19 protein-coding genes are annotated in these 25,093 nt (G+C 37.9%); 3 read left to right on the forward strand and 16 right to left on the reverse strand.

The features are described 5' to 3' along the window. Positions 1–50: 50 nt before the first annotated feature. From BXY58_RS00650 to BXY58_RS00675, 5 genes are all read right to left on the reverse strand, one after another. The gene (locus BXY58_RS00650; RefSeq protein WP_120211876.1) at positions 51–446 is read right to left on the reverse strand and encodes a hypothetical protein; all 396 of its coding nucleotides are present in this window, start codon (positions 444–446) and stop codon (positions 51–53) included. Positions 447–706: 260 nt separating this feature from the next. Beyond that, a complete protein-coding gene (locus tag BXY58_RS00655) occupies positions 707–886 on the reverse strand; it encodes a hypothetical protein (protein ID WP_120211877.1) in 180 nt (59 codons plus the stop codon). A gap of 382 nt (positions 887–1,268) precedes the next feature. Then, positions 1,269–8,012 carry an RHS repeat-associated core domain-containing protein gene (locus BXY58_RS00665; protein ID WP_120211879.1) on the reverse strand — a complete coding sequence of 2,248 codons (6,744 nt, stop codon included), beginning with the start codon at positions 8,010–8,012 and terminating at the stop codon, positions 1,269–1,271. A gap of 31 nt (positions 8,013–8,043) precedes the next feature. Then, positions 8,044–9,207: a lamin tail domain-containing protein gene (locus BXY58_RS00670; RefSeq protein ID WP_120211880.1), complete on the reverse strand. Its 1,164-nt coding sequence runs from the start codon at positions 9,205–9,207 to the stop codon at positions 8,044–8,046. A 9-nt stretch (positions 9,208–9,216) separates the two neighbouring features. Continuing rightward, on the reverse strand, positions 9,217–10,557 hold the full coding sequence (locus tag BXY58_RS00675; protein WP_120211881.1) for a tetratricopeptide repeat protein: 1,341 nt from the start codon (positions 10,555–10,557) through the stop codon (positions 9,217–9,219). Between the two features lie 650 nt (positions 10,558–11,207). On the opposite strand from BXY58_RS00675, the gene BXY58_RS00680 reads away from it, so the two are divergent. Beyond that, positions 11,208–11,675 carry a VanZ family protein gene (locus BXY58_RS00680; RefSeq protein ID WP_120211882.1) on the forward strand — a complete coding sequence of 156 codons (468 nt, stop codon included), beginning with the start codon at positions 11,208–11,210 and terminating at the stop codon, positions 11,673–11,675. Here BXY58_RS00680 and BXY58_RS00685 read toward each other — a convergent pair. From BXY58_RS00685 to pepT, 4 genes are all read right to left on the reverse strand, one after another. Then, a complete protein-coding gene (locus BXY58_RS00685) occupies positions 11,650–12,552 on the reverse strand; it encodes a glycosyltransferase family 2 protein (RefSeq protein WP_120211883.1) in 903 nt (300 codons plus the stop codon). The genes BXY58_RS00680 and BXY58_RS00685 overlap by 26 nt on opposite strands. Continuing rightward, a complete protein-coding gene (locus tag BXY58_RS00690; protein ID WP_229728370.1) occupies positions 12,549–13,514 on the reverse strand; it encodes a glycosyltransferase family 9 protein in 966 nt (321 codons plus the stop codon). The genes BXY58_RS00685 and BXY58_RS00690 overlap by 4 nt, the downstream gene beginning before the upstream one ends. Continuing rightward, on the reverse strand, positions 13,515–13,934 hold the full coding sequence (locus BXY58_RS00695) for a SufE family protein (protein WP_120211884.1): 420 nt from the start codon (positions 13,932–13,934) through the stop codon (positions 13,515–13,517). Positions 13,935–14,075: 141 nt separating this feature from the next. Then, a complete protein-coding gene (gene pepT, locus BXY58_RS00700) occupies positions 14,076–15,326 on the reverse strand; it encodes a peptidase T (RefSeq protein WP_120211885.1) in 1,251 nt (416 codons plus the stop codon). Between the two features lie 232 nt (positions 15,327–15,558). Here pepT and BXY58_RS00705 point away from each other — a divergent pair, with 232 nt between their 5' ends. Together BXY58_RS00705 and BXY58_RS00710 are read left to right on the forward strand one after the other, a co-directional pair. Further along, positions 15,559–16,407 carry a beta/alpha barrel domain-containing protein gene (locus BXY58_RS00705; protein ID WP_120212505.1) on the forward strand — a complete coding sequence of 283 codons (849 nt, stop codon included), beginning with the start codon at positions 15,559–15,561 and terminating at the stop codon, positions 16,405–16,407. Positions 16,408–16,525: 118 nt separating this feature from the next. Then, positions 16,526–16,930, forward strand: a complete 405-nt coding sequence (locus tag BXY58_RS00710; RefSeq protein ID WP_120211886.1) for an OsmC family protein — start codon at positions 16,526–16,528, stop codon at positions 16,928–16,930. 24 nt (positions 16,931–16,954) lie between these two features. Here BXY58_RS00710 and BXY58_RS00715 read toward each other — a convergent pair whose 3' ends face one another. The 7 genes from BXY58_RS00715 to BXY58_RS00745 all read right to left on the reverse strand — a co-directional run bounded on the left by BXY58_RS00715 (position 16,955) and on the right by BXY58_RS00745 (position 25,088). Further along, the gene (locus tag BXY58_RS00715; protein ID WP_120211887.1) at positions 16,955–17,281 is read right to left on the reverse strand and encodes an SUF system Fe-S cluster assembly protein; all 327 of its coding nucleotides are present in this window, start codon (positions 17,279–17,281) and stop codon (positions 16,955–16,957) included. 2 nt (positions 17,282–17,283) lie between these two features. Then, positions 17,284–17,979, reverse strand: a complete 696-nt coding sequence (locus tag BXY58_RS00720) for a 3'-5' exonuclease (RefSeq protein WP_120211888.1) — start codon at positions 17,977–17,979, stop codon at positions 17,284–17,286. Between the two features lie 75 nt (positions 17,980–18,054). Then, positions 18,055–19,389, reverse strand: coding sequence for a quinol:cytochrome C oxidoreductase (locus BXY58_RS00725; RefSeq protein WP_120211889.1), 1,335 nt, complete (start codon positions 19,387–19,389; stop codon positions 18,055–18,057). A gap of 11 nt (positions 19,390–19,400) precedes the next feature. After that, entirely contained in the window at positions 19,401–20,123 is a 723-nt protein-coding gene (locus tag BXY58_RS00730) for a c-type cytochrome (RefSeq protein WP_120211890.1), read from the reverse strand. Next, positions 20,116–20,637, reverse strand: coding sequence for a DUF3341 domain-containing protein (locus BXY58_RS00735; protein WP_120211891.1), 522 nt, complete (start codon positions 20,635–20,637; stop codon positions 20,116–20,118). Before BXY58_RS00735 ends, BXY58_RS00730 begins: the two co-directional genes overlap by 8 nt. Then, a complete protein-coding gene (gene nrfD, locus BXY58_RS00740; RefSeq protein WP_120211892.1) occupies positions 20,624–22,021 on the reverse strand; it encodes an NrfD/PsrC family molybdoenzyme membrane anchor subunit in 1,398 nt (465 codons plus the stop codon). The genes BXY58_RS00735 and nrfD overlap by 14 nt, the downstream gene beginning before the upstream one ends. A 7-nt stretch (positions 22,022–22,028) precedes the next feature. Further along, entirely contained in the window at positions 22,029–25,088 is a 3,060-nt protein-coding gene (locus tag BXY58_RS00745) for a TAT-variant-translocated molybdopterin oxidoreductase (protein WP_120211893.1), read from the reverse strand. Positions 25,089–25,093: the final 5 nt, after the last annotated feature.

Here is a 25,093-nt window from a genome sequence, read left to right on the forward strand (position 1 = left end):
GTTTTTACAGCCGGATGCTGTTGCTGTAGATTTATTATGCACAGATTTTACTATATAAGAATATTTATTAGACTTAGAAATTTTGTAATATCGATGCCTAAACCGCTAAGATCTCTGCACAATGTAAAATTAGCCTCAATCTGCTGATACGGTTCCAAAATGATCAAATCACTTTTACAATCCGCATCAGAAAATCTATAAAAATATCCCTCAGGGTAAAGCATTAATGAGGCAGGTTTATCATTTTCTAAGTATATTGTCTTTCCAAAAAATCCCATTGGATCTACAATGTAGGTATCAGAAGTTTTATTTCTTATTAGGAACTTGCCATCTGATAATGACGGTTGCATCTCAATAAAATCAACATTTCTACCCTTATTTAATTTGATTTGGGTTGAGCAATTATTAAATAACATAATTGTCAAAATTATTAATGTCCTTTTCATTGTCTTATCAAAGTAAAAAAGTTCAAAACGTTGTTTACATACGCCTGTCCTACTGAAGAAATTGTTCCACCCGATGTCGCTGATTTGTAATCCGTGACTAATTGTAAATCCATCGACACGTCTGAAACACCTGTTATGATTCTAAATATTTTAGATAGCCATTTTTCTAATTGCTCCTATTCTGGATATCTGCAATACTTTTTCAAAATCAATTTTTCTATCTTATTTTCTAAAAAATAATATTGAAATTCAATACTATTTTAATTTACCAACTTATGTGGAACATTGCCATTAATATTATCAATACGATACAGGTAAACACCACTATAAACTATTTCTATAGTATAGATAATTTGTTGAAAAGCTACAGGAGCCTGCGTCAATATACTCAAAAAATATTCTGAATCGATAATATCCATTATCGATTCTGTTTCTCGCATGATATATCAAATCTTCAACCTTAATTTTGAAAACGTGAAATCGATTTTTTTTGAGAGCGAAAAAGTCTCTTCTCATATTGGGCAGAAACTGAATATCCTTCATTTTATAGCCGATATCTTCAAATCTTTTGGTTTCAGAATTATACTTTTGAATATCAAATATCTGAAAATTAGCAACTGATAAATGCTTAAATATTTTTAGACTGTGATCTCCAGTGTTTTTTACTTCTAGTAGAAAGTCATTTTGTTTGGATACAATGCTATCTGAAGTATATGAAAATTCTAAATTACAGTTATTCCCCGACTGAGAATAATATAATGAATTCAGTATAAAGAATATGAAAAATAAAATGGTTTTTCTCATTATATAATCTGTTATAATTTATTTAACCAAAGGATTAACATTGCTTTGTCCACTATTATACAATGATAGTTTCCAATAGAAATCTAGTCGGCTTTTCCACCATGTCTCAGCTTGGGGACTAGCCTTAGGTAATGATGTATTATAAACTGAATCTAAATGTGCAAAATATTCTCTAAGGCCATGATTATTTACAGAATCATTTCCTAGCACACTACGCTGAAATACGTGCACAAACTCATGATGTAGTGCTCTTACAAAATCACCTAAATGGTCACTAAAGAAACCTGTTGTGATTTCAACAACTTGATTTTCATATGCATCACCACCTGTTGTCATGTAACTTTTTTCACTTTTTGTAATAGAATAACTATATCGACCCTTTACATCACTATCCAGACTATATGTATCACTTGCCAGAGTTGCCGCCTCAATATACTTTTCATCTCTTACTAGTTTTCTAAAACCTTTACGAAATTGCTTATATTTCTCATCAGTATTTGTTCCAATAAACGAATGCGCCACGTGATTTAATCCGCTTATAATAAGCCCCTGTTTGAGTCCATCAATAAACTTGCCACCAGCAATTGTACTCGACAACCCACCACTTAGCCCTCCTGAGGCCAACATTATGGCTTTGAAAAGACCAGGATTTCTTGTCATGAGATTTGTTATCTCTGGCATTGCCATTGGCATCCCACCGACGCTCGACATGCTCATTCCTTCTAGCCTTGCCCCGGACTCGCCTATTCCTTGTATTCCGGAAGAAACCAGAGAAGACATCATCCCACTTAAGAATCCGCTTCCAAACTTACCTCCATCCAGTGCCGACATTGCGCCACTAGTAATAGCATGTAGACCCGCTTCAAACGCTGCTTTTCCTACCGAACCAAGCGAGGCTCCAAATGGCGATGTTGCGACTGATCCAATACCAAAACTAATTGCTGCACTTACTGCTCCCATTGTAGCTGCTTTTCCGAGCCCATACCAGAATGGTATACCACTGATCATATTCATAATAGCTTTGGAGAAAATCGCAACAGCTACTCCAATTACTACCGCCATTCCGAAAGATATCGGTTCATTGCCATCCAGATCCATATATAATAATGGATTATTCAGCACGTAAGAATACCGGTCATACGCCTGCGTGTTGAATGGATCTGATATCAGATTATCGGCACTCAGGAACTTCCTGACAACAGGATCATAGATCCTAGCGTTCATATTGATCAGTCCCACACTTTGTAAGTGCTCATGCCCTGTATAACCACGATCCATAAACAGCATCTGAGGATTGCTTGTGACCAGCTGTTGCTGGGCATTGGTCATCGCTTTAAGGTTGCCCCACGCATCAAAATAACGTTTTTCTACTACTGTACCATCACTAGCTTTGGTAATAGCCAGGATACTACCCTGATTATCGCGGTGAAGGTAGTAATTTCCACTCTCACTTACACTGCCATTGATCAAAGTTTCTTTTTTGATATAATTAGCACTGTAAGGGTCACCCGTAATGAATGTAATGACCTCTGTTTTATTATCCTGCTTTGTGATCTCAATGGCAAAATCAGATGAGTATAATTTCTGTTTTCCTGTTACGGAAGAGGTCATTTCGTAACGCGTCTTCAGGATATTGTAATTAAACTGCAGGTCATCTTTTCCCGCAAGAGTAATTTTTAAAGGGCTTCTGTAAGCATTGTATGTTATATCGGCAAATCCCCGTTGTGTGTTGACATTTTGCCCGTTACTATTAAAGTTGATGCTTTGGAGCTTATAGTCACCGGCATTATAATTATATTTTCCAAGTTCCGAATTAGATGTCATTCGTCCACGCTGGTCATAAGTATACTCATTAACGACAATATTATCTATTTTTTCTGTTAACAGCCTGTTCAGCTTATCATAGGCATAAGCCTCAGATTTATTGAACGTCCTGTTATTGCGGGACTTTAGGACACCTCTATTTAGATCATAATCATAGCCAATATCAACAATAGACTGCCAATCTGACTGCCTGATATGCTGGATGTCTGTAAGGGTATTATCACTTTCCCGATAATTGTTTTTAATAGTATAACCGTTACCATATTCCATCTCTGTGGTTTTGCCGTCAGCATTTATGGATGTAACCGACCATATTTTGTTTCCTGTGGCATTGTCATTCTGACGGATCAGGATACCATTGGTATCATAAATGTTTTTGATGGAAGTGCTTGTTGTGTGATTAGGATTATTGATTGTGGTGCTTATCGTAACAACATCCGCACGTCCATAACTATCAAATGTGGTATTACTTGTATAAGTGAAATCGGGAGTCTGTTCCTTTTTACCGTTTATTCTGTAGTATTGGTCATAATAAGTCGTGTAAATAAATGTTTTACCATTGCTCTGTCCGGTAATTGTCTCAGGTAGTTTTGTATTGTTGTTGTAGGTATAAGTTTTTTCAATGTTAGTATTTTCCGCAGTAGAATTACCGTATGTTTTTTCTGTTAACGGTCTACCTAAATCATCATATGTAAAAAGCGTATAACCTTTAGGGTTGTCTTCCCTGATGATCCTGCTAAGGTTGTCATATTTGTATTCAAAAGTCCCTGCTGATGGATCGATCATTTTTGTTTTGTTCCCCCACCCGTCGATCTCAAAGGTTGTTTTTATTCCGTCATAATTAGTCTCTTTTGGAGCCCCGTTAGGATAAAAAGAAAAATTAATTGTTCCGCCGTGATCCTCATAGCGAACAGTATTCCCCATCGCATCAAGGGTTTTGGAAGTTTTTTTATAACCATCGTCAACAGTGACCTTCATCCCTTCGTAACAAGAAGTAATGATTTTTCCAGTGTAAGCAATGTTTTTTATTGGACGATTGAGTGCATCATACTCAATGCTGTTCCACTTAGGAGTTGCTCCCATGTAGAATGGCTCAGAGTATCTTATTTTTCTGCCATATATATCATATTCCGTTTGAACAACAGTCCATTTACTATTGATGCTTTGCGTTCTGGATTGTATTTCCCGGTCAAATTTGTCAAAGGTAACAATAGTCATCGCACCACCTTCTCTCTTTTTAGATAGCGTGTAGGCAGCACCGGTAGGCGAGTTTGCAAGTGATTTACTAATTGTAGTATGCTTGCCAAGATAATCTGTGATCTTGGTAATATTTCCCCAACTGTCAAATTGATAATAGGTTTTAAGTCCTAGCGATGACGTTTCTTCAGAAACTCTGCCAAGTGTATTGACAACAGATTCTGAAAACAAACCATCGGGTGTCGTTGTTTTCTTAACGTAACGTTGAGTTGGATCATACTCATATGATGTGGTCTGTGAAGCGATACCGGTTGTAGAAACCGTTTGGCTACTAAGATTTCCAACCTGATCATAAGTGTAGTTCGTAGTTATTGGAGGGGCATTGGCATCATTTCCATACTTTCTGCTCTCCTGTAGATTACCATTCGGAAAATAGTCACTTTCTTCCCTTGTAGCAAAGGAAAGATTATCTCTGTATGATTTCTGTATAACTGATGCTATTTTGCCATAGAAATAATGATCTCCATTACTAAACTCGGGTTTATAAGCATATTCTTCTTCTGATGCCCCAACTCCATCGTAATCGGTATAAGCCTTTTTTAGTTTCAGCTCGTCATTGGGATCATAGAAATACCTTTTGCTGATAGTGATCTTCTTTAGATAATCAAACGATTCTTCTTCAGTTGAAAGTAGCAGATATTGATGATTTCCGCGATCGAATCTTTCATTCGTAATACGATTTACGGTAAAAAAATCTTTCAATCCACCATAAGTAGTTATCATTACGGCATTCTCTTTTAATGGGTCTTTGGTCTGGATATTCCAGAAGACTGCTCTAAGCGGATATTTATTGATATATTTTCCGTCTTTTATCTCGGATTCGTACGCATCACTGACATAAGTTTTCTGGAACCCCATAAAACCTTTTCCTTCCAAATGTTGTACTCCGTTTTCAAATCGATATTCCTTGGTCAGAATTTTCCCGTCGAACTCAGTATGTATTTTATGTGCCAGGTACAGTCCTGCATTGGTATTATGTATATAAATTGGGTAGTCGAACTTGTCCGCTTCCGATTTATTATAATTGTAAGGTGCTTCGCTGGTTGTATAGCTTGGGGCCATTGTCCGGTACTCAACCTTTTGGATGACACCGGAACCATTGTCCACAGTTTGAATTTGTTTCTCCAGGAAGCTATCATTATCTACTACCCAAGATGTAAAAGTATCCTTTAGTACATCATGCAGGACCACACCGGATTTGTACTGATTCAGCTGATTTAGCGTAGCAGTTGGGGTAATTAATGTGAATGGCGAGTAATTACTTTGCTCTATTGATTTATAAGGGTTGTTTGTTGCGCTGAAAGTAGAGGTTGATGCGATACGGGCAGATATATTCTGTATAAAAGTGATCTTGTTGGCGATGTTTGATTGAAAGTTAACAGTTTCGATAAATGGCCAAGTCGATTGTATCCTTCTAAAACTTAAATTGCTGCCTAAATTTTGAACATCAGCACTTCGTAAATAACCATTAGTGCTGTATTTGATCTTTCCGATCTTATTAATCATAATGATGTCCGAACGACCATCTCCATTAAAATCAGTAACAACTATATTGTTGGTAGAATATTCCGTATGTGTATACTCATCCATTTTTCCTGACCATAATTTTTGCCAGAAGGAAGATCTTTTGATAATATTTCTTTGTGTTGATTCGATGTATGCGACACGCTGGCTAGTAAGGTCTTCAACAGATTTACTAAATGAATTGCCGGTAGATATATACTTATTCCATAGTAGCTGTTCATGCTCAATATTATAAAACTCGCGTGCCAAAGAATAATCATCTTCATCCATTTTATATACCTTGTGAGGAGTCATAAAGTCCGTCAATCCATCTCCGTTAAAATCGCCAAAGAACATTGGGATGTTATAGCCAAAATTGGTAAGCGTTTGATTTGTTATAACTGGTGTAGAATTATAATCATTACCATTAACTTTGTTTGCAAGATCAATTTTGTAGATTGAGTATTTTGCGGAATACTTATCAACAACCATAACCTCAGGAATACCATCCCCGTCAAATTCTATGATTTTTGGATCAGGAACATAATTAGTATTTAATCCTCCCAAAATTTTGCTTGGCATCAATGTCCCTGTCTGTGTTTTACCAATCTCGACCAAATACAACTGACCGGCTCTGTTTAAACCAGGTGTTTCATAGATCAAAAAATCGATTAATCCATCGTTATTAAAATCCCCTGAAATAAATTCTCTTTCGGTTCTATCCCTTTCTAAGGTTTGAGTGCCGCTACCACCACTACCATTCCAGTCATCATAAGGGTCATAGGTTACATAATAAGATGAACTTCCCACAAGATTTACTACAACATTTCTTGTCACGTTAGATGCCAAGTCATTAATATGAAATGTGACTTGATCGACCAGATTATTATTAATTGGATTATTACTATCATTATCATCTGAAATATTACCTAGATAATCCGTGGAGGCCGTAATTAATTGATCATTTTTAGTTATTTTATTATTTATTAAAATTTTTCCGGAAAAGAATTCGTCATTTCCTTTGGTACCAACTGTAGTATTTAATTTTCCATTATTGGAAAATAGTGAGTAGGAATTTGAACCATTCTTAACTTGATAAAGTGGTTCCACCTCGCTTTTTCCAAAAAAATCTCCCATTGCAATACTTCCCAAACCTATGGTTCCTTGTGGAATTGCTGTGCTATTTTTGTATATTGGAGTAACTAGGCCCGTACTTGAGGGTGAATTGTAAGAAAAATTTAATGGCTTTAGAGGTTCACCGTTCTCATTGGAAACAGTAATAGTCCTTAGCCGTTCTGTTGTGCTATTCTCTATATAGTCATGAGTAAGTTGATAAGTTCTGTAAACCCCGGTATAAGTAGATGAGGTAGTAATCCTGTCTAAAACATAAAAACTTAACGATGGACTCCCGTTTCTGTATATAGGAATTGCATTACGCCTGTCTTTATAATAAATGTTTACAAAATATTTATCATTTGTCCAACTAGTACCTCCGTAGGAGACTCTAGCTAGTGTCAGCGTATTATGTTCTAGGTTATAACCATAATGAATCTCATTGTTGAATGCATCAATCATAACCGTTACATAATGCTGTCCCGTTAAGAACTCCTTATATTTAGCGATTCGTCCATCTGTATATTTTACTATGAAGGAGTACTCTCCACTACTGAATTTTTGAATTTTAATTTTTGAAAATTTCTCAGTTACGTACTCAGTATCGCTGATTTTAATAAGACGCTGACCATCTAAATAAAAAGGGTCTGAATTATTAAATTGTGGGCCGATTGTGATTCCATCAACCTCTTTGCTTTTTCCTCCTCTGGAAATAGTAGAAGTTCCACTGATGTTCCAGCCGTAGCCTGCCTGACCATTTCCACTTTGACTGTTATAAACTAAAGCCAGATTGGGTTGAAAATTATTCACGCCCTTTAGCACCTCAATAGGAATCATGTAAGTCAATGCTCCAACTTCATTGATATTCATCTCAGCATTGACGGTCGGAATTACGGTGGCTAACTGATCACCAGGATTAACAGGACCAGCCACAATTCCCTCTTGGGATGTATTATTTTCTAGATACCCAGAGGTGTCGTATTCTAGCTGGATAGATTCTGTAACGTTTTGTGAATATAGAGAGCAGCTGATTAAAGCAGAGAAAAAAAGCAACTTTAGTTTCATAGTTTAGTTTTCTGTCATTTAGTTTAGTTTTCTACCATTTAAGAATATTCTTGGTAATTGTCTGACCTGTATTCAGAGTAAATCTCGCCACGAATACCCCTGGCAATTGATTTGCTAGTGAAATGCTTGTAGTGTTGATACCGCTTGTCGGATTGAATCCATAAATAACGCCCCCTGCCGAATTGTATACTTCAACACTGTATACTTTATCAATTGCCGGACCGCCCCAACCTATATTAACAAGGTATTGGTTTGCGGCAGTTGCCGGATTGGGATATACAGCGATATAGCTTTTAATTTCATTCAGCTCTTCACTTGTGTAAACGGTACCATTAGCCGGAGGATTGTTTGTTGAAGGAGATGAACAATCGGTCGCAACAACCCTGTTTCCTCCAATGTCGTATTGAAAGCATTTCCCGGCACTTGTGTAAGTTCCATTTGGCATTTGCTGTTCCAACGGAATACTTATCCCACAGATTTTATTGACTAACTCCCGTACAAATTCACCCCAGTCAATATAAGAGTAGTACTGCTGATAAACATCCTTCATAATATCTTCGTATTTCTGAATGGGAGGTTTATAAGCGGCCTCTAAAGGATTTGAAGGCGCAAGCACATATGTATTGTTAGAAGTTAGATTATATGAGTTGGCTCCGTAGCAAGCGTCCGGAGTTTGCCAAGTATATGGTATGTGATTGGCTTGTGCTGTAGCACTATTCCACTGAAGATAACTTTTTTGAAGTGGAACTTTACCATCAATTGCATTATAACCCAGCTTAACCACCTCACTTTTATTTCTCAGTAAAATCTGATCTTGTAGAATAACCTGCGATTCTTTGCCTTGTGTTCGAGAGAAAAGTTCCGTAAACGGCGTGGTATTGTAACCCAGTTTACTGTAAGCAATCACCATCAGCTCACCCGACTTTATAACTTTATTTCCGGGTAACCAAAAGGTCCCTAATTTATCCTGAACATACCAGTTGGCTAAACTAAGATCTCTGTCGCTATAGTTATAAATTTCAATAAATTCTCCCCAGTGGTGTCTCCTTGCTTCTTCGATCTGCTGATTAGTCATATTCAGACGGTATAGACGTTCACTATACGGTGTATCATAAAAGACTTCTGTAATAACAATTTGAGCTCTTATATTTATTAAAAATATAAGAAGACCTAAAATGGTAATTCTTTTAATCATAGAAGGAAATTAAAGTTTGGAAATCCTGTATTGTAATTGATCGATATGGACAGCCTTATTCTTGGCGCGGTTCATATTCATTAATGAAGCATTGGATATTAATTCATCAGTAGACTGAAGATAATCGTTTGGCAAACTGCAAATGCTGAGTATTTTTTTATAATCGCTTTCCCCACTCTTCTTCCAGTATTTTGCAATAAGTATATTGATCCTGTCAATGGAATGGGAATCGCTAACAAGCATCTTCTCCTTGCACTGTTCTATTAATAGTTCTCTAACAACATTTAATTCGTTTTTTAATAAACTTAGTTTTATTTTCCTTGTTGCCGCTTCGAACCTCTGCATTGGGTTATTGTAGTTGGATTTGATAAATTGCAGCAAGGTATCCATATTAGCTGTTGGCTGCTGATTCATCTTTTCTGCCTTTCTTTGGTACGCATCAAATAAAGCAATAGCAGACCAGAATGTATTTTTGGCAGCATGGTTCTGAGTTTCAAAATTGATCAGCTTATCATATTGGTTTAGTTGTTTCGACAAGTCTCGGAACTGCTTAATAAAGTATGCATCGGAACTATTGACTCCGGTTAGATAATCTTCTGTAGCAGTAAGCGCAGCGGTGTAATCCTTATCAGCCCTTAAAGCTTTGATATTGACTTGGCTCATCTCTCTTATATGCTGCTGACGGTCTGGATTAACAGGAAGAGCATTGAGATCTGCTAATTTTTGCGTCGTCTCCACAGATGTCAAAGTCGCAAATCGATTTTTATGTGCTTTTTTATTGTTCTTACGAAATTGCTTTAGTGCTTTATTTTTATGCGCATACATCGTATCCACATTCATAGCTATATATTGATCAATCTTGGCAACCTGGTTTTGAATATTCTTGTTATTGGGATGTTCTAATAATAAATCATCAAACTTCTGCTTTACAAAAGATAACGGCCTGCCGGATGTCAAGTTTAACTGTCTGAAGAGTTTTTGATTTCCAATACTAGCTCTCAAATATTCGCCGTATAAACTTCTTTTTAATCGGAAATTATTCGGCACATTGGATAATGCTTGTTGGTAAAGCTGAATAACCTCAAGTTCCTTATGTTTTTCTTTTAGAAGAATTTTTCTGATGCCATTATAAGCTCTTAATTCAGAATTATCTATTGACAATATCTGCTGATAAATAGTCTTGGCTTTTGCAAACCTACCCTGTCTTCGGTATCGTCTTGCCTGCTTCAACAATGTCGTGACATCATCAACGAATGGATATAATAATGACTTTGAAAAAAGAAAATTGGGAATTAAAACAGATGCTAGACCTAAAGAGCTTACCTTAAGGAAGTTTTTTCTCGTAATCATGGTGTTTATTTAAAAAAAGGGGAAGAAAGGATTCAGGCCTGTCTTTTTTACCGTAAATGTTATATATTCAAAATTCAACTTCCCCTTGCCTAACAAAGATATATAATTATTTTAATTATTCACTATATTGTGAATTAAATTATAAAAAAAATGATATTTATTATAAATATATCCGGATATCACAGAATTATAACAGTTTTTATGATTATCATAATAATGATATTCTTTGTAACTAAAATGATGTATAAATTTGTATAAAACCAATTCTAGAAGAATTTTAGAACAAGCTAATTAAGACGTTTCGCTATAAAAATTCTGATCGTCAAAATAAATGGCTTCGATACAACAGCAACTATTGAATGAAATAAAAGTACCCTGAATAAATTAGTGACTCAAATAGTTGACAAATACAGATCTCCAATCAAATACCAGAGGTCACTGGTTCGAATCCTGTATCGCCCACATTCTTAAAGTTTTCTTAATTTATTAATTTCCGCTTAACATATTCGTTAAAGTTTTTATAAAAAAATTAATCAACTGTTTAATTTTTAAAGAAAGGAAAGATTTTTGATGCGAACAGCTGGTAAATTGTTGCAGCCTCGTTTTTTGGCATAAGCACTTTTTATACTAATCCTCTAAAAAGGAAACCTATGAAAAGATATTATGCGGTGTTAATTGTTTTCTACACTATTTTTCTGTTATATATGATGTTCTATGGATGCGGGCGCCACCCTGAATTCGGGTTCTTACAGCTAAATCCCTTTCAAAGCATCAAATACTTTTTGAATTATTACAATATTTTCTCCGAAAAATTTATGGTAAATATTATTGGAAATATTTTAGTGTTTATCCCTTACGGCTGGTTAGGAATTTTAGACAAGCGCCTGAATAATCTTCCTCTACTATTTTTCTTATTCATTTCGTGGATATCGATGATTGAGTTGGCACAGCTTTACACAGCAAGGGGAACGGCGGATATAGATGATGTTTTCCTTAATACCTTTGGAATGCTGATCGGATATTTCGCTCTTCAAGTTGCAAAATGGTTTAACTTAGCGAATATAAGATTAGAATTAAGCAATTATTCCGAAGTCAATCCTTATTCATATAACCGATAAGTTGACCTAACTTATAAAAATCAAGAGCTTTTAGTGAGGCATTTCCTTCTAAAAGCTTTTTTTCTATGTAGGATTTCGATAATTTGTAAATCAGTCTGTATAAAAAAATTCCGCCCGTTTTTTTGAGTCGGAAATAAGCTCTTGCCAATTTGATCCTGGAGATTCTTTCGACGTCCTTATCTTTTTTAATTAATTGAGATAAGCTCTTGGCTGATTGATCTGCTTTTTCTAAAAAAACAGAATTGCTTTCTACATCATTATTGAAGACAGGATTATCAATATGATCGATTTTTATCTTTAATTTAAAAAGATCTTTAGCAAAAATCAAATCTTCATAGCCATATTGAGTAATACTCTCGTTGAAAGGAACTTTTTCCAAAATAGTCTTCCTGACGATAAAATTATTGGTTTGGAAACTCGAATAAGGCGTCTTAATACGTTCCTTTACCGGAAGATTTTCCCGTTCGGTTGCAAATTTCCATCGCAACCCAAATTCAGAATCTGGCTTTGTATCACTGACTTTTCTACCTCCGAAAATGACCTCCGGATTTTTCTCATTGATAAAATCAAAATAGTTTTTAATGAAACTTTGGCTGATTATCTTACCATCGCAATCCAAAAAAAGCAGGTAATCTGCTGTGGAATATTTTGTAAACAGATTTCGGATTTTTGAACGCCCGATATTTTTATCGAGAAAAATAAATCGGCTGACTTTCGATTCCAGCAATTTATTTTTTTCTACGAATTCCTTCGTTGAAGCATCATCAATTAGGATTATTTCAGCATCTAATTGATTTGAAACAATCTGATTACTAAGATCATTAACCAAATCATTGACATCGAAATTATAAACAGGAATACAAATGCTCAGTTTCATATTTTGTCTACAATTTGCTGAATATTCAGTTCCTCAAGACAAGCATAATCGCCACGGAAGCATTCCTTATCACCAAAAACAGAACAAGGTCTGCACGACAGATCTTTGACGTGAACAATATCGTTTTCACTTTGCCCATAACCTAAAAAACCTGCGTAATGATGTGTCGAGCCCCAAACTGAGATGCATCTTGTCCCCATCAGGCTCGCCAAATGCATATTCGCCGAATCCATAGAAATCATCACTTCTAACTCAGAAATCTTTTTAAGCTCCTCCTTAAGAGTCAATTTTCCTGATAAACTATGGGTATTGGGAATTTGTTTTTCCCATTTTGTAAGAATGTCATTCTCTTCTTTCCCGCCTCCGAAAAAATAGACTTTATGCGTTTTTGCTAATATTCTTGCTAACTCAAAAGATTTTTCCTCGGGCATCATTTTACCTTTGTGCTGAGCAAAAGGCGCAAAACCGATATCTTTTTTGTTGTCCGATTGATTTCTTAATTGATGAGATAATTCAACATCAAAACCCATTTTTCTGAAAACATCAGCATAACGTTCGACAGTTCTTTTTAACTGAAATTTATTCAGGTTCCAGACATTGGTCAGCTTCTCTTTTTCATCTTTACCTTTATCAATCTGGTAGACTTTGTAGCCGTGACGGATAAAGATTGAATTAATCATTTTCGTTCGGATAACGTCGTGAAGGTCTGCAACAAATTCGGGTCGATAAGCTTTAATCAATTGTTTAGTCAATTTCCGGATGCCGAAAATCCCTTTATAATCGTCGAAACTAACGCCGTGGAATTTCAGTCTTGGATGTTTGTCAAAAAGGTCTTTGAAATTGTCTCTGCTTACGAATATAATTTCTACATCGGGATTCTGCTCCAGAAACTCCACGCAGACCGGAACAGTCATCGCCACATCTCCGAATGCGGAAAAACGATATGCCAGAATTCTCTTCACCTACTTCTTTAGTTGAAATGCAACAGCGTAAAATTTAATCTGCTTGGTCATCGCCATCAGGCCATTGGCTCTGGACGGAGACAAGAATTCCTGCAAGCCGATTTCTGAAATAAAATCAAAATCAGAATCGAGAATTTCCTGTGTCGAATGGCCGCTGTAGATTCTTACCAAAAGAGATACGATTCCTTTCGGCAGAATCCCGTCGGAATCGGCATTGAAAAACAATTTTCCATCACGAAATTCGGCATCAATCCAAACTTTGGACTGACAGCCTCTGATGAGATTTTCATCGGTTTTTTTATCATCAGGAAGACCTTCTAATTCTTTTCCAAGGTCGATGATATATTCATACTTCTGTTCCCAATCTTCCAGAAAGGCAAATTCTTCAATGAGTTCCTGTTGTTTTTCTTTGATGGTCATTCCGAATGGATTTGGATTAAATTTAAATTATTTTATGAAACCACAAAAAGCACAAAAGTCATTTAGTTGAAAGATTAAAAACCTCTTATCTTTTTTATAATTACGACTTCAGTATAATCTTTTGTTTCTTTTGTGGTCGATCTATTTTACAGACTGTGCGATATTCACAATCACTTTGACTGCAGCCAGCATACTTTCCAAAGGTACAAATTCGTAAGGTCCGTGGAAATTATGTCCACCAGCGAAAATATTCGGGCAAGGCAATCCCATATAAGAAAGCTGCGCACCGTCAGTTCCGCCTCTAATCGCTTTGATTTTTGGTTCTATTCCAGAATCTTTCATGGCTTGTTCTGCAATATCTACGATGTGCATTTTGCCTTCGAACTGCTTTTTCATATTGAGATATTGCTGCTTGATTTCTATCTCAGCTGTTTTCTCACCATATTTTTGGTTGATAGCTTCCACTTTTTCAGCAATCAGTTTTTTTCTGTCTTCAAATTTTTGGTCATCGTGATCACGAATAATGTATTGAAGTTTAGCTTCGGAAACATCACCTTCGAAATCGGTTAAGTGAAAAAATCCTTCAAAACCTTTAGTTGTTGCAGGTGTTTCATTAGCCGGAAGCGATTGGATAAATTCTGACGCCACTAATCCGGCATTCAGCATTTTTCCGTACGAATAGCCCGGATGTACAGACAAACCGTGAATTTTCACCACAGCTCCCGCAGCATTGAAGTTTTCATATTCCAATTCTCCGATTTCTCCGCCGTCCATTGTGTAAGCCCACTCAGCACCGAATTTCTCAACATCAAAATGATGCGCACCTCTTCCAATTTCTTCGTCCGGATTGAATCCTATGGAAATTCTGCCATGTTTAATTTGTGGATTAGCTAAAAGAAATTCGGCTGCGGTTACAATCTCTGCAACACCAGCTTTGTCATCAGCACTCAACAGAGTAGTTCCGTCTGTTGTGATGATGGTTTGTCCGATGTATTTTTTTAAAGACTCAAATTTGGTTGATGACAAAGTAAATCCGGTTTCCTTGTTCAATAACAAATCGCCACCGTCATAATTTTCCCAAATCTGTGGATTCACGTTTTCGCCATTGAAATCCGGTGAGGAATCGTAATGCGCAATGAACCCGACCTGTGGCACTTTTTCTTCCTGATTGGAAGGAATGAATCCGAAAACGTAACCTTTTTCATCGATACTGACATCTTCCAAACCGAGTACCTGCAGTTCTTTGTATAAGTAATTCGCAATGTCCCACTGCCTTTCCGTAGAAGGCGTAGTCTCGCTTTCTGCGTCGCTGGTAGAAAATATCTTGATGTAAGTGATGAATCTGTTCAGGAGTTTTTCTCTCCAGATACCGTCTAATTGGATGTTTACCATATAATTTGCTATATCTCCGCAAAGTTATATATTTATGGAGTGAACAGCAAACAATTCCGGATGAGAGTTGTAAGTTGGATGTGACAGCTGCCGGCGACTGATTGCCCGATCTTGTTTTACACCGAAACCCGCAGCCCGACTTGAGCGGAGCTCTTTTTCTTTTTTGGTAAAAAAGAAAAAAGCGGGAGTGGAAGGCGGAAAAGCTGCCCAAATAAATTTTAAAAATGAGTCAATGTTCTTAACTGAATGTCCACGGGACGCAATGCAAGGCTGGGGTGAGTTTATCCCTACACAGAAAAAAATCGATTACATCAACCGATTGATGGAAGTGCGTTTTGATGTTTTGGACTGTGGCAGTTTTGTGAATCCGAAAACAATGCCTCAAATGGCTGATTCGGGAACTGTGGTGGATGAAATCGACAAATCGCTGTCCAATACCAAACTATCTGTGGTAGTCGCAAATCTCCGGGGGGCAGAAAAGGCCCTGAGTCACGAGCAGGTTGATATCCTGGGTTTTCCGTTCTCGATTTCCGAAACATTTCAGCACCGCAACACTAATAAAAGCCGTGAGGAAGCTTTTACCGAAGTGGTGAAAATCCTTGAACTGACCAAATCAGAAGGCAGACAGCTTAATCTTTATTTCTCGATGGCTTTCGGTAATCCTTACGGCGAAAGCTGGAAATGGGAAGATGTGGATTTTTGGGCGAAGCGTTTTGAGGAAATCGGCATCCGTGATGTTCTTTTATCGGACACAACCGGCGTTGGCGACGTGGAGAGAATTGCGCTATTGTTTAATAAAATTCCTTCGAAATATCCTGGCATTAATTTCGGAGCGCATTTTCATAACCGTTATGAAGATTCTTATGTGAAGCTGAAAGCAGCATACGACGAAGGCTGCAGAAGATTTGACAGTGCGATTAAAGGCATTGGTGGCTGTCCGATGGCGAAAGATGATTTGGTAGGAAATATGCCGACTGAAAAAGTGTTCACGTTTATGCAATCTGAAAAATTGGACGTTCATCAGAATCTGCTGCATTTTGAAAGTGCTTACAATATGGCGAAGGATATTTTCCATTTTTAATTTTCTGAAGCGGATATAAATTTTATCATATTTTCCATAAATAATCCGAATCTAAATTATGGATTCAAAAAAAATGGCGTAAATTTATTACAGAAAAAAACAATTTAATATCCACATTATGACTTCAAAAACAACTTATTTAGGCGACTCTAAAATTGAATCTGTACACGAAGCCTCCGGTGATGTTTTCTCAACCTACGTTCCTTCCAATGATTTTACTGTGCGTGAGCATTTTTCTCCAACAGATATTTTTGCAACGGCATTGGCAGAGAGCGTATTTGCATCGCTTGTTGTTTTGGGTAAAGACAGGAATATCGATATCACAGGCGCAACTTGTGAATTAAAAAAGACAATGTATTTCGAGCCAAGAAGAATTGGTGAGATTTTCTGCGTTTTCAAATTTCCTCATTCTTACACTTTGGAAGAGAAAGAATTTATAGAACATACGGCGAAGAATTCTCCGGTTTACCTGAGTTTACATCCGGACATTAAGAAAATTCTACTTTTCGAATATAAAGATTAAAAAACCTGCTTTAGCAGGATTTTTTTATAGCATACCAAGTTCAAACTTGGCTTCTTCGCTCATCATTTCCTTAGTCCAAGTTGGTTCAAAAGTGAGTTCAATTTTGGCTGATTTGACGCCTTCTACACTTCTCACCTTATCCTCCACTTCGACTGGTAATGTTTCTGCGACTGGACAGTTCGGAGAGGTTAATGTCATTATGACTAGAACTTCACCTTCATCCGAAATCTGAACGTCGTAAACCAATCCTAATTCGTAAATATCCACCGGAATTTCGGGGTCGAAAACCGTTTTCAGTTCCTTGATTATTTCTTCACCAATATCTGCAATTTGGTCGTCTGTATATTTCATTTTTAATCTAATCTTTTTAATAAATCTTCCTGACGCATTCGCCGGAAAACATTGGCCAAAGTTAAGACATCTTTTTCACAATAATGAATGATTCTGTCTATATCGCCTTCTTTGTAGTATATATCGGCCACCATACTTCCATCGATATCGTCCTTCGGTGTCGGTATCCCGAAGATATGGGCCAATAATTCCAGTGAAACATAACTTTTCCAATCTCCAAATTTCCACAATTCCATTGTATCGAGATGTGGAATTTCCCAAGGCTTTTTTCCGAACATCTGGAATGGAACTGGTGGTTGGATGCCATGAATCAAAAGTCGTCTGGCGATGTAAGGAAAATCGAACTCTTTTCCGTTGTGCGCACAGAGAATGACGTTATTCATTCTTGGAGAATTAAATATCTCACAAAATTCCAGCAATAGGTTTCTTTCATAGCCAGAGAATGTTTTGATTTTCAGCTTTCCGGAATTGTTATCAATCATTCCTATTGAGATACAGATGATCATCCCGAATTCTGCCATAATCCCCGCGCGTTGCTCGTAGAATTCCGAAGCCTCAATTTCATCTTTTCTTTGAGACTTAGTTTTTTTGTCCCAAAGGTATTGCGTTGTTGCATCTACATTATTCCAAGCATCGATTTGCGGAACGGTTTCGATATCGAGGAAGAGAATATTTTCAATAGGAATTTTCTGGATCATCTGTATTTAATTTCATTAAAATTAATAAAAAAACCCAACATTGCTGCTGGGTTATATATTGATTTTCTAATTGACTTAGAAAGGATATTCGTAAATCTCGGATTCGTGATAGTACGGATTTCCTGTTGGCATCAACTTCAGTTTCGCTAAAGCAGTCATTACAGTGAATGTAAATAAACCTACTACGAAAACAAATGAACCTAATACCAATAATGCGTTAGAAGCATTGTTCCAGTATGGACCAACCGTTCCCGGCATTACCATATTGAAATAATCCACGGCGTGACCGAAAATCACTAAGCAAGCCATAAAGGTTACCACTTTATAATTTCTCTTGATGCTGCTGCTTACCAAAACCAATAACGGTACAAGGAAGTTAACAACCAACATTGGCAGGAAGGTCGGCCTGTAGTATTCGAATCTACCAAAGAAGTAGTTGACCTCTTCCGGGACGTTTGCATACCAATATAGCATGAACTGACAGAACCAAAGGTAAGACCATAACATACTGGTTGCGAACAGGAACTTACCAAGATCGTGAAGATGGTTGTTATTGAACTGCGGATAAACGCCTTTTTTCTTAAGATAAACACTGATGATAATCATCACAGCGATGGATGTTGACAAGCAACTCACCATTGAATACCAAATATAAAGCGTAGAGTACCAGTGCGGGTCAATAGACATCAACCAATCCCAAGCCCAGGCTGCAGATGCAAAGCCAAAAAATACAATGTAACCAACACTCCAGCTATATAAACTTGCGTAGATTTTTCTGTTACCTTTATTCTCATCTACTTTCTTGGAAAGATTTTTCAGTTTCCAAACGAAGAACGATGCACCTACAACGTAAATAAACGTTCTGATAGCATAAAAAGGAATATTAAGGAATCTTTTCTTTTCGAATAGGATCACATCAAAATTAGGGTCGCCCGGTGTGGTAAGACTTTCGTCCATCCAATGGAAGAGATGACCTTGGTGTGTGATGTTTAATAACATTATAATGACCAAAAGTGCACCACCGTACGGAATGAAAGAAGCAATCGCTTCCATCACTCTGGTTACAATAATGGACCAACCTGCGTGAGCCGCGTGCTGGATACTATAGAAAAATAATGCACAACAGCTGATTCCAAATGCAAAAACCGCAAAAGTATGTATCGCTGCCAATGGCTGATTATGAATCTGATGTTTAGCATGCTCCAAATGAGAATCGTGGTCTTGTGGACCAACCAATTCGCTGGAATGAGAAGGCGCCTCGTGTCCTTTGGAATGAACAGACTCCATCCAATGGGAAATGGCAGTATCATCCAATCCGTGGTTAAGTGCATAACCGATCCCGAATAAAACAACGCCCACTACAATGAGTATGATTGAATATAATCTTAATTTAGGTGAAAAACTATACATTACTTCTTTTTTTATTTAGCATTAGCTTTATCTTCAGTTTTCGCCGGTGCAGCTGTAGTAGTTGCCGCCGGTGCTGCATCGGAAGCCGCAGGTGCAGCCGCAGCCGTTGGTGCCTTGAATGTGTTATAAACATAAAGAGCTACTCTCCATCTGTCACCAACATTAAGTTGTCCCGCGTAAGAACCCATCGCATTTCTACCATTGGTTAAAACATAGTGTACAGAACCGATGGTGATATCTCTGTCTGCATATTTCGGAACACCCGAGTAAGCACCACTTTGTACGATTGGACCTTGTCCGTCACCATTTACACCGTGACAAGCAGAACAGGTACGCTCGTATAAAATTTTTCCTCTCGCCAAATCCTTTTCAAGATTTTCAGCTTTCAAAGGGGATACAGTGATATTTTTAGAAGCATCATAACCTGCGTTGTACTCATCCATATTTTTAGGAAGTGTTTCCTCGCTGATGACACCATCTTTGTTTTGTGAAACCGTACCTTCTACCGGAGAAAGACCTGTAGCACCATTACGCGCTACAAAAGCAGGAATTTCATTTTCGTGCTTGGAATAGGCATCCTGAGCTTTCATCAATGGGTCGTAAGCTACCGGAAAATACATATCCGGGAAGTACACCAAAGGTGGATTATCTTTTGGTCCGCAAGAATTCAGTAAAACAGTTGTTAAACCAAAGATTGCTGTAATTTTCAATATACTATTCTTCATCTTAGGCATCTTTAACGGTTATTTCTTCAACACCTGTATCAATTAACAGTTGCTTAATGGTTTCCACATCATCTGATACAAATTCCATCATAAATTTATCATCCGTTGTTCTTGGGTCCGGATTTTGTGGTTTTGCTCCAGGATACATTTTGTTTCTTACAAGAAACGTTAATGACATCAGGTGAGCAGAACAGAATACCATCAATTCAAACATCGGGTCAATAAAAGCCGGAAAGTTGTGAATCCAGTCGAATGACGGCTTACCACCGATGTTTTGTGGCCAGTCGTGATTCATAATCCAGGCAGTCAAAGTAATCCCAATGGTCACACCATAACATGCGTAGATAAATGCGGCGTCAGAGATTCTGGTTTTTCTTAAACCGAGTGCTTTGTCCAATCCGTGAACCGGAAATGGCGTATACACTTCGTTGATCTTGATTCCTTTATCGTTGAAGGCTTTGACGCCGTGCATCAAGTCATCGTCGTCGCCATAAAGTCCATATATAATCTTAGTGGTGCTCATCTCCTTCTTTTGCTTTATAAGTTTCACCAGAAATTTTCAAAATACTCTTCAATTCAGCCTGTGCAATTACAGGGAATGTTCTCGCATATAAAAGGAATAATACAGAGAAGAATCCGATTGTTCCAAGATATACTCCAACGTCAATAATCGTTGGTTTAAACATTGTCCAGGATGATGGTAAATAATCTCTTGATAAGTTGATAACAATAATATCAAAACGCTCGAACCACATACCAATGTTGATAATCAATGCTATGATGAATGTCCAGAAGATGTTGGTTCTGACTTTTTTGAACCAAAATGCCGCAGGAACTACCAGGTTACAGATAATCAATGCCCAGAATGCCCACCAATAAGGACCAACTGCGGCTCCAGGCGATAAGTAAGTAAAATCTTCGAATCTTGAACCGGAGTACCAACCGATAAAATATTCAGTAGCATAAGCTACAGTTACCATACCACCAGTTACCACGATTACGATGTTCATAATCTCGATGTGGTACATTGTAATATAATCCTCAAGATGACAAACTTTTCTGGCAACCAACAATAGTGTTTGTACCATTGCAAATCCTGAGAAGATCGCACCTGCCACGAAGTACGGAGGATAGATTGTTGAGTGCCATCCTTTGATTACCGAAGTAGCAAAGTCAAAGGATACCGTGGTATGTACCGAGAATACAAGCGGTGTCGCCAAACCTGCAAGAACCAAAGATAGCTCTTCGAATCTCTGCCAATGTTTTGCTTTTCCACCCCATCCAAATGCTAAAAGCGTATAAATCTTTTTATTGAAAGGCGTTTTTGCTCTATCTCTAATCATTGCAAAGTCAGGAATCAATCCCATAAACCAGAATACAACGGATACCGAGAAATAAGTTGAGATTGCAAATACGTCCCAAAGTAACGGCGAGTTAAAGTTAACCCAAAGAGAACCAAATTGATTTGGCAAAGGGAAAACCCAGTAACCTACCCAAACTCTACCCATGTGAATCACCGGGAAAATCGCTGCCTGACATACTGCGAAGATAGTCATCGCTTCTGCAGAACGGTTTACCGACATTCTCCATCGTTGTCTAAATAATAATAGTACAGCAGAAATCAATGTTCCGGCGTGACCGATACCTACCCACCATACGAAATTGGTAATATCCCAACCCCAGTTGATAGTTCTGTTAAGTCCCCACGCACCGATTCCGGTTCCAATAGTGTAGGCGATACAACCAAATCCGTAAACGAACAGTATCAAGGCTGCATACAGAGATGCCCACCACAGTTTTCCTGCACGTTCTTCGATAGGTCTGGCGATATCTTCTGTGATATCGTGATAAGTCTTGTGACCAATAATTAAAGGTTCCCTTATCGGAGCTTCGTAATGTCCTGACATTTTTTACCTATTTATTATTTAAACTTTCTTTTCTGTTTCTGATTTTAGTATGATAGAAGACGTTTGGTTTTGTACCAATCTCCTCTAGCAATACATATTTTCTGTTGCTGCTGAACAAGCTACGAACTTCTGAATTAACATCATTCATATCTCCAAACTTCAGTGAGCCTGTAGAACAAGCGTTAGCACAAGCTACCTGGAATTCTCCATCCTGAACTTTTCTGCCATCTTTTTTAGCTTCAAGAATCACGTTCTGTGTCAATTGGATACACATAGAACATTTTTCCATCACCCCTCTTGTTCTTGTCACAACATCCGGGTTAAGAACCATTCTTCCCAAGTCGTTGTTCATATGGAAGTCGAATCTGTCGTTCAACGCATAGTTGAACCAGTTGAAACGTCTTACCTTATAAGGACAGTTGTTAGCACAATATCTTGTACCGATACATCTGTTATAAGCCATTTGGTTTTGCCCCTGCTTACCGTGTGAAGTTGCCGCTACCGGACAAACTGTTTCACAAGGTGCGTGGTTACAATGCTGACACATTACCGGCTGGAAGATAACATCCGGATTCTCTGCTGCATTTTCCAACGCACCTTTGATTCCCAGAAGGTCACTACCATAAAGTTCCGGCACAGCCATTCCTTCTTTCAAACCTTCGTACACTTCCACTTTTTGTTCAGTAGAATAATAACGGTCGATTCTCAACCAGTACATATCTCTGGACATTCTCACCTCTTCCTTACCAACAACAGGAACGTTGTTCTCCGCCTGACAAGCGATAACGCAAGCGCCACATCCTGTACAAGAGTTAAGGTCTACAGAAAGATTGAAGTGAGGACCGTCTGTATCATCATAAGCATCCCAAAGGTCCACTTTACCAATTGGAAGTTCACCTCCAATCGTATGCATTGCCAATGGTTTGTTCCACTCATCCACAGGTTTGTTGATAAAATCATCCAAAGTTACCTCCTTGGCAATCTCATAACGTCCCATCAAAGTATTTTGAAGCTGCATTCCTGCAAACTCGTGTCCGTTGCCTGATTTTTCAATTTTAACGTTCGTAAGAACGGTGTTGTAACCATCGAACAATGGATAAGCATTAACACCGGTTTCTGCTACTTTACCCGAATCTTTTTTACCATAACCCAAAGCCAATCCTAGAGAACCGTCTGCCTGGCCAGGTTGGATAAATACAGGAACATCTTTCAATGTTACACCGTTTACCGTTACATTTACAGTATCACCGTCCAACTGCATTCTCGCATTAAGACTGTTTTCCAATCCTAAGCTTTCTGCATCTTTTGGAGAAATTGTCAGGTAATTATCCCAAGACAATCTCGAAATTGGGTCCGGAAGCTCCATCAACCAAGGGTTGTTAGCCTGTGTTCCGTCTCCTATAGAAGGTTTGGTGTAAAGTTGTAGTTCTAATTGTGCCGGTTTGAAAGCTGACAATTCAGCAACTGCCTGAGCAGCGTTTCCGCCCGAGTAAGCTAATCCCGTAGAAAGACCTCCGGCAGTAAATCCGTTGTAAAGATTTTTGTTAAAAGACAATCCACCGTTTAATGTCAGTGCATTAGCCTTAAGATAATTGTAATAATTGTTAGCCGGATTATCCTTACCATTGGTCCAAACCAAAAGTGATTCTTCGATCTGTCTTGATTTGTAGATTTTCTGAATAGTCGGCTGCATCAATGAATAAGCTCCGGTTTCCGGCGTGATGTCACCCCAAGATTCCAACCAATGTGTAGAAGGGATAACTGCTTTTGATGCTTTGTATAATTCGTTTTTCTTATCAATGATTGCGACAGAATAAGGAACTTTTTCAATAGCTGCCTTCAGAGACTGACCTTTTGCGTGCGAATAAATTGGATTGATGTTATTCGTAATCAAAACGCCAACCTGTCCGCCATTTAACCAGGATAAAAACTCGTTGAATCTTGCGTTGTCGTATTCCTTAAGGAAATTAGCTCTACCTGTGAAAGCATTAGATGCTAATTTTTGGTTGATTAAGTGCGCCAAAACATAAGCCGCTTTGGAACCATCAGCGAAAACAACAGCATTGCCGCCTTTTGCCTGAAGTTCCTTCACGATTTCGGAAGCTAATTTATCTGATGTTCCACCATTTAGTCCATTATAAACTTCTACCAAAGTTTTGAAAACTGCACTTGGCTTCAGTCTGTATCGGCTGTCGGCATTAGCACCTGTCAAGCTCATATTGGATTCTACCTGGATATGTCTCAACATATTTTCGCCTGGCTTTCTTGCTGCAGCGTAGGAAACTTCAAGGCTTGATGCGTTATAATCGCCTAAGAAATCTGCATTGAAAGAAACCACCAACTGAGATTTGCTAAGGTCATAAACCGGCAAAGCTCTCTGACCGAATACTTCCTCAGCTGCATCCAAAGCTGCGGCATAAGGAATCGCATCATAAGTAATCAGTTCGGCAGAAGGATATTTAGTTTTGAAATCTCCAAAAAGTTTCTTGAAAGTTGGGCTTGGAAAAGAGTGAGATAATACTACAATCTTCTTCCCGCCATTCTGTGACTCTGCAAGCCCTTTCAGGATGAAATCATCTACTTTATTGAAATCTGTCTGTTCATCGCCATTCAATGAAGGATTTTTCACCTTGTCATTATCATAAAGCGAAAGAACGCTGGCTTGAGCTCTGGCATTGGTTTTCCCAAGATTGCCTGCTGCTGGATTCGCATCGATTCTGATAGGACGACCTTCTCTGGTTTTTACCAAAACGCTGGCAAAATCGTAACCGTCAAAATATGAAGATGCGAAAAAGTTTGGAATTCCCGGGATGATATCGTGTGGCTTAACCACATACGGAATTGTTTTGATCACCGGTGCCTCACAAGCTGCCAAAGTTACTGCAGCGGTAGAGAATCCCAATAGTTTCAGGAAATCTCTACGAGAAGTCCCTGAATTGTTCTCAGAGTTATCTAAGAAATCTTCAACCGGAATTTCATTCTGGAACTCTTTAGCCGCCAACTTTGCATTCAAAGTCGGATCTTTTAGTTCGTGAATACTTCTGAATTGTATTTTATTTGAAGCCATTTATA

The sequence above is a fragment of the Epilithonimonas arachidiradicis genome (assembly GCF_003610695.1).
GTDB lineage: Bacteria > Bacteroidota > Bacteroidia > Flavobacteriales > Weeksellaceae > Epilithonimonas > Epilithonimonas arachidiradicis.

Bases quoted from the DNA above. Each gene is read 5' to 3' on its own strand.
- BXY58_RS00650 (WP_120211876.1), bottom strand. From the start codon at position 446: ATGAAAAGGACATTAATAATTTTGACAATTATGTTATTTAATAATTGC.
- BXY58_RS00655 (WP_120211877.1), bottom strand. From the start codon at position 886: ATGCGAGAAACAGAATCGATAATGGATATTATCGATTCAGAATATTTT.
- BXY58_RS00665 (WP_120211879.1), bottom strand. From the start codon at position 8,012: ATGAAACTAAAGTTGCTTTTTTTCTCTGCTTTAATCAGCTGCTCTCTA.
- BXY58_RS00670 (WP_120211880.1), bottom strand. From the start codon at position 9,207: ATGATTAAAAGAATTACCATTTTAGGTCTTCTTATATTTTTAATAAAT.
- BXY58_RS00675 (WP_120211881.1), bottom strand. From the start codon at position 10,557: ATGATTACGAGAAAAAACTTCCTTAAGGTAAGCTCTTTAGGTCTAGCA.
- BXY58_RS00680 (WP_120211882.1), top strand. From the start codon at position 11,208: ATGAAAAGATATTATGCGGTGTTAATTGTTTTCTACACTATTTTTCTG.
- BXY58_RS00685 (WP_120211883.1), bottom strand. From the start codon at position 12,552: ATGAAACTGAGCATTTGTATTCCTGTTTATAATTTCGATGTCAATGAT.
- BXY58_RS00695 (WP_120211884.1), bottom strand. From the start codon at position 13,934: ATGACCATCAAAGAAAAACAACAGGAACTCATTGAAGAATTTGCCTTT.
- pepT (WP_120211885.1), bottom strand. From the start codon at position 15,326: ATGGTAAACATCCAATTAGACGGTATCTGGAGAGAAAAACTCCTGAAC.
- BXY58_RS00705 (WP_120212505.1), top strand. From the start codon at position 15,559: ATGTTCTTAACTGAATGTCCACGGGACGCAATGCAAGGCTGGGGTGAG.
- BXY58_RS00710 (WP_120211886.1), top strand. From the start codon at position 16,526: ATGACTTCAAAAACAACTTATTTAGGCGACTCTAAAATTGAATCTGTA.
- BXY58_RS00715 (WP_120211887.1), bottom strand. From the start codon at position 17,281: ATGAAATATACAGACGACCAAATTGCAGATATTGGTGAAGAAATAATC.
- BXY58_RS00720 (WP_120211888.1), bottom strand. From the start codon at position 17,979: ATGATCCAGAAAATTCCTATTGAAAATATTCTCTTCCTCGATATCGAA.
- BXY58_RS00725 (WP_120211889.1), bottom strand. From the start codon at position 19,389: ATGTATAGTTTTTCACCTAAATTAAGATTATATTCAATCATACTCATT.
- BXY58_RS00730 (WP_120211890.1), bottom strand. From the start codon at position 20,123: ATGCCTAAGATGAAGAATAGTATATTGAAAATTACAGCAATCTTTGGT.
- BXY58_RS00735 (WP_120211891.1), bottom strand. From the start codon at position 20,637: ATGAGCACCACTAAGATTATATATGGACTTTATGGCGACGACGATGAC.
- nrfD (WP_120211892.1), bottom strand. From the start codon at position 22,021: ATGTCAGGACATTACGAAGCTCCGATAAGGGAACCTTTAATTATTGGT.
- BXY58_RS00745 (WP_120211893.1), bottom strand. From the start codon at position 25,088: ATGGCTTCAAATAAAATACAATTCAGAAGTATTCACGAACTAAAAGAT.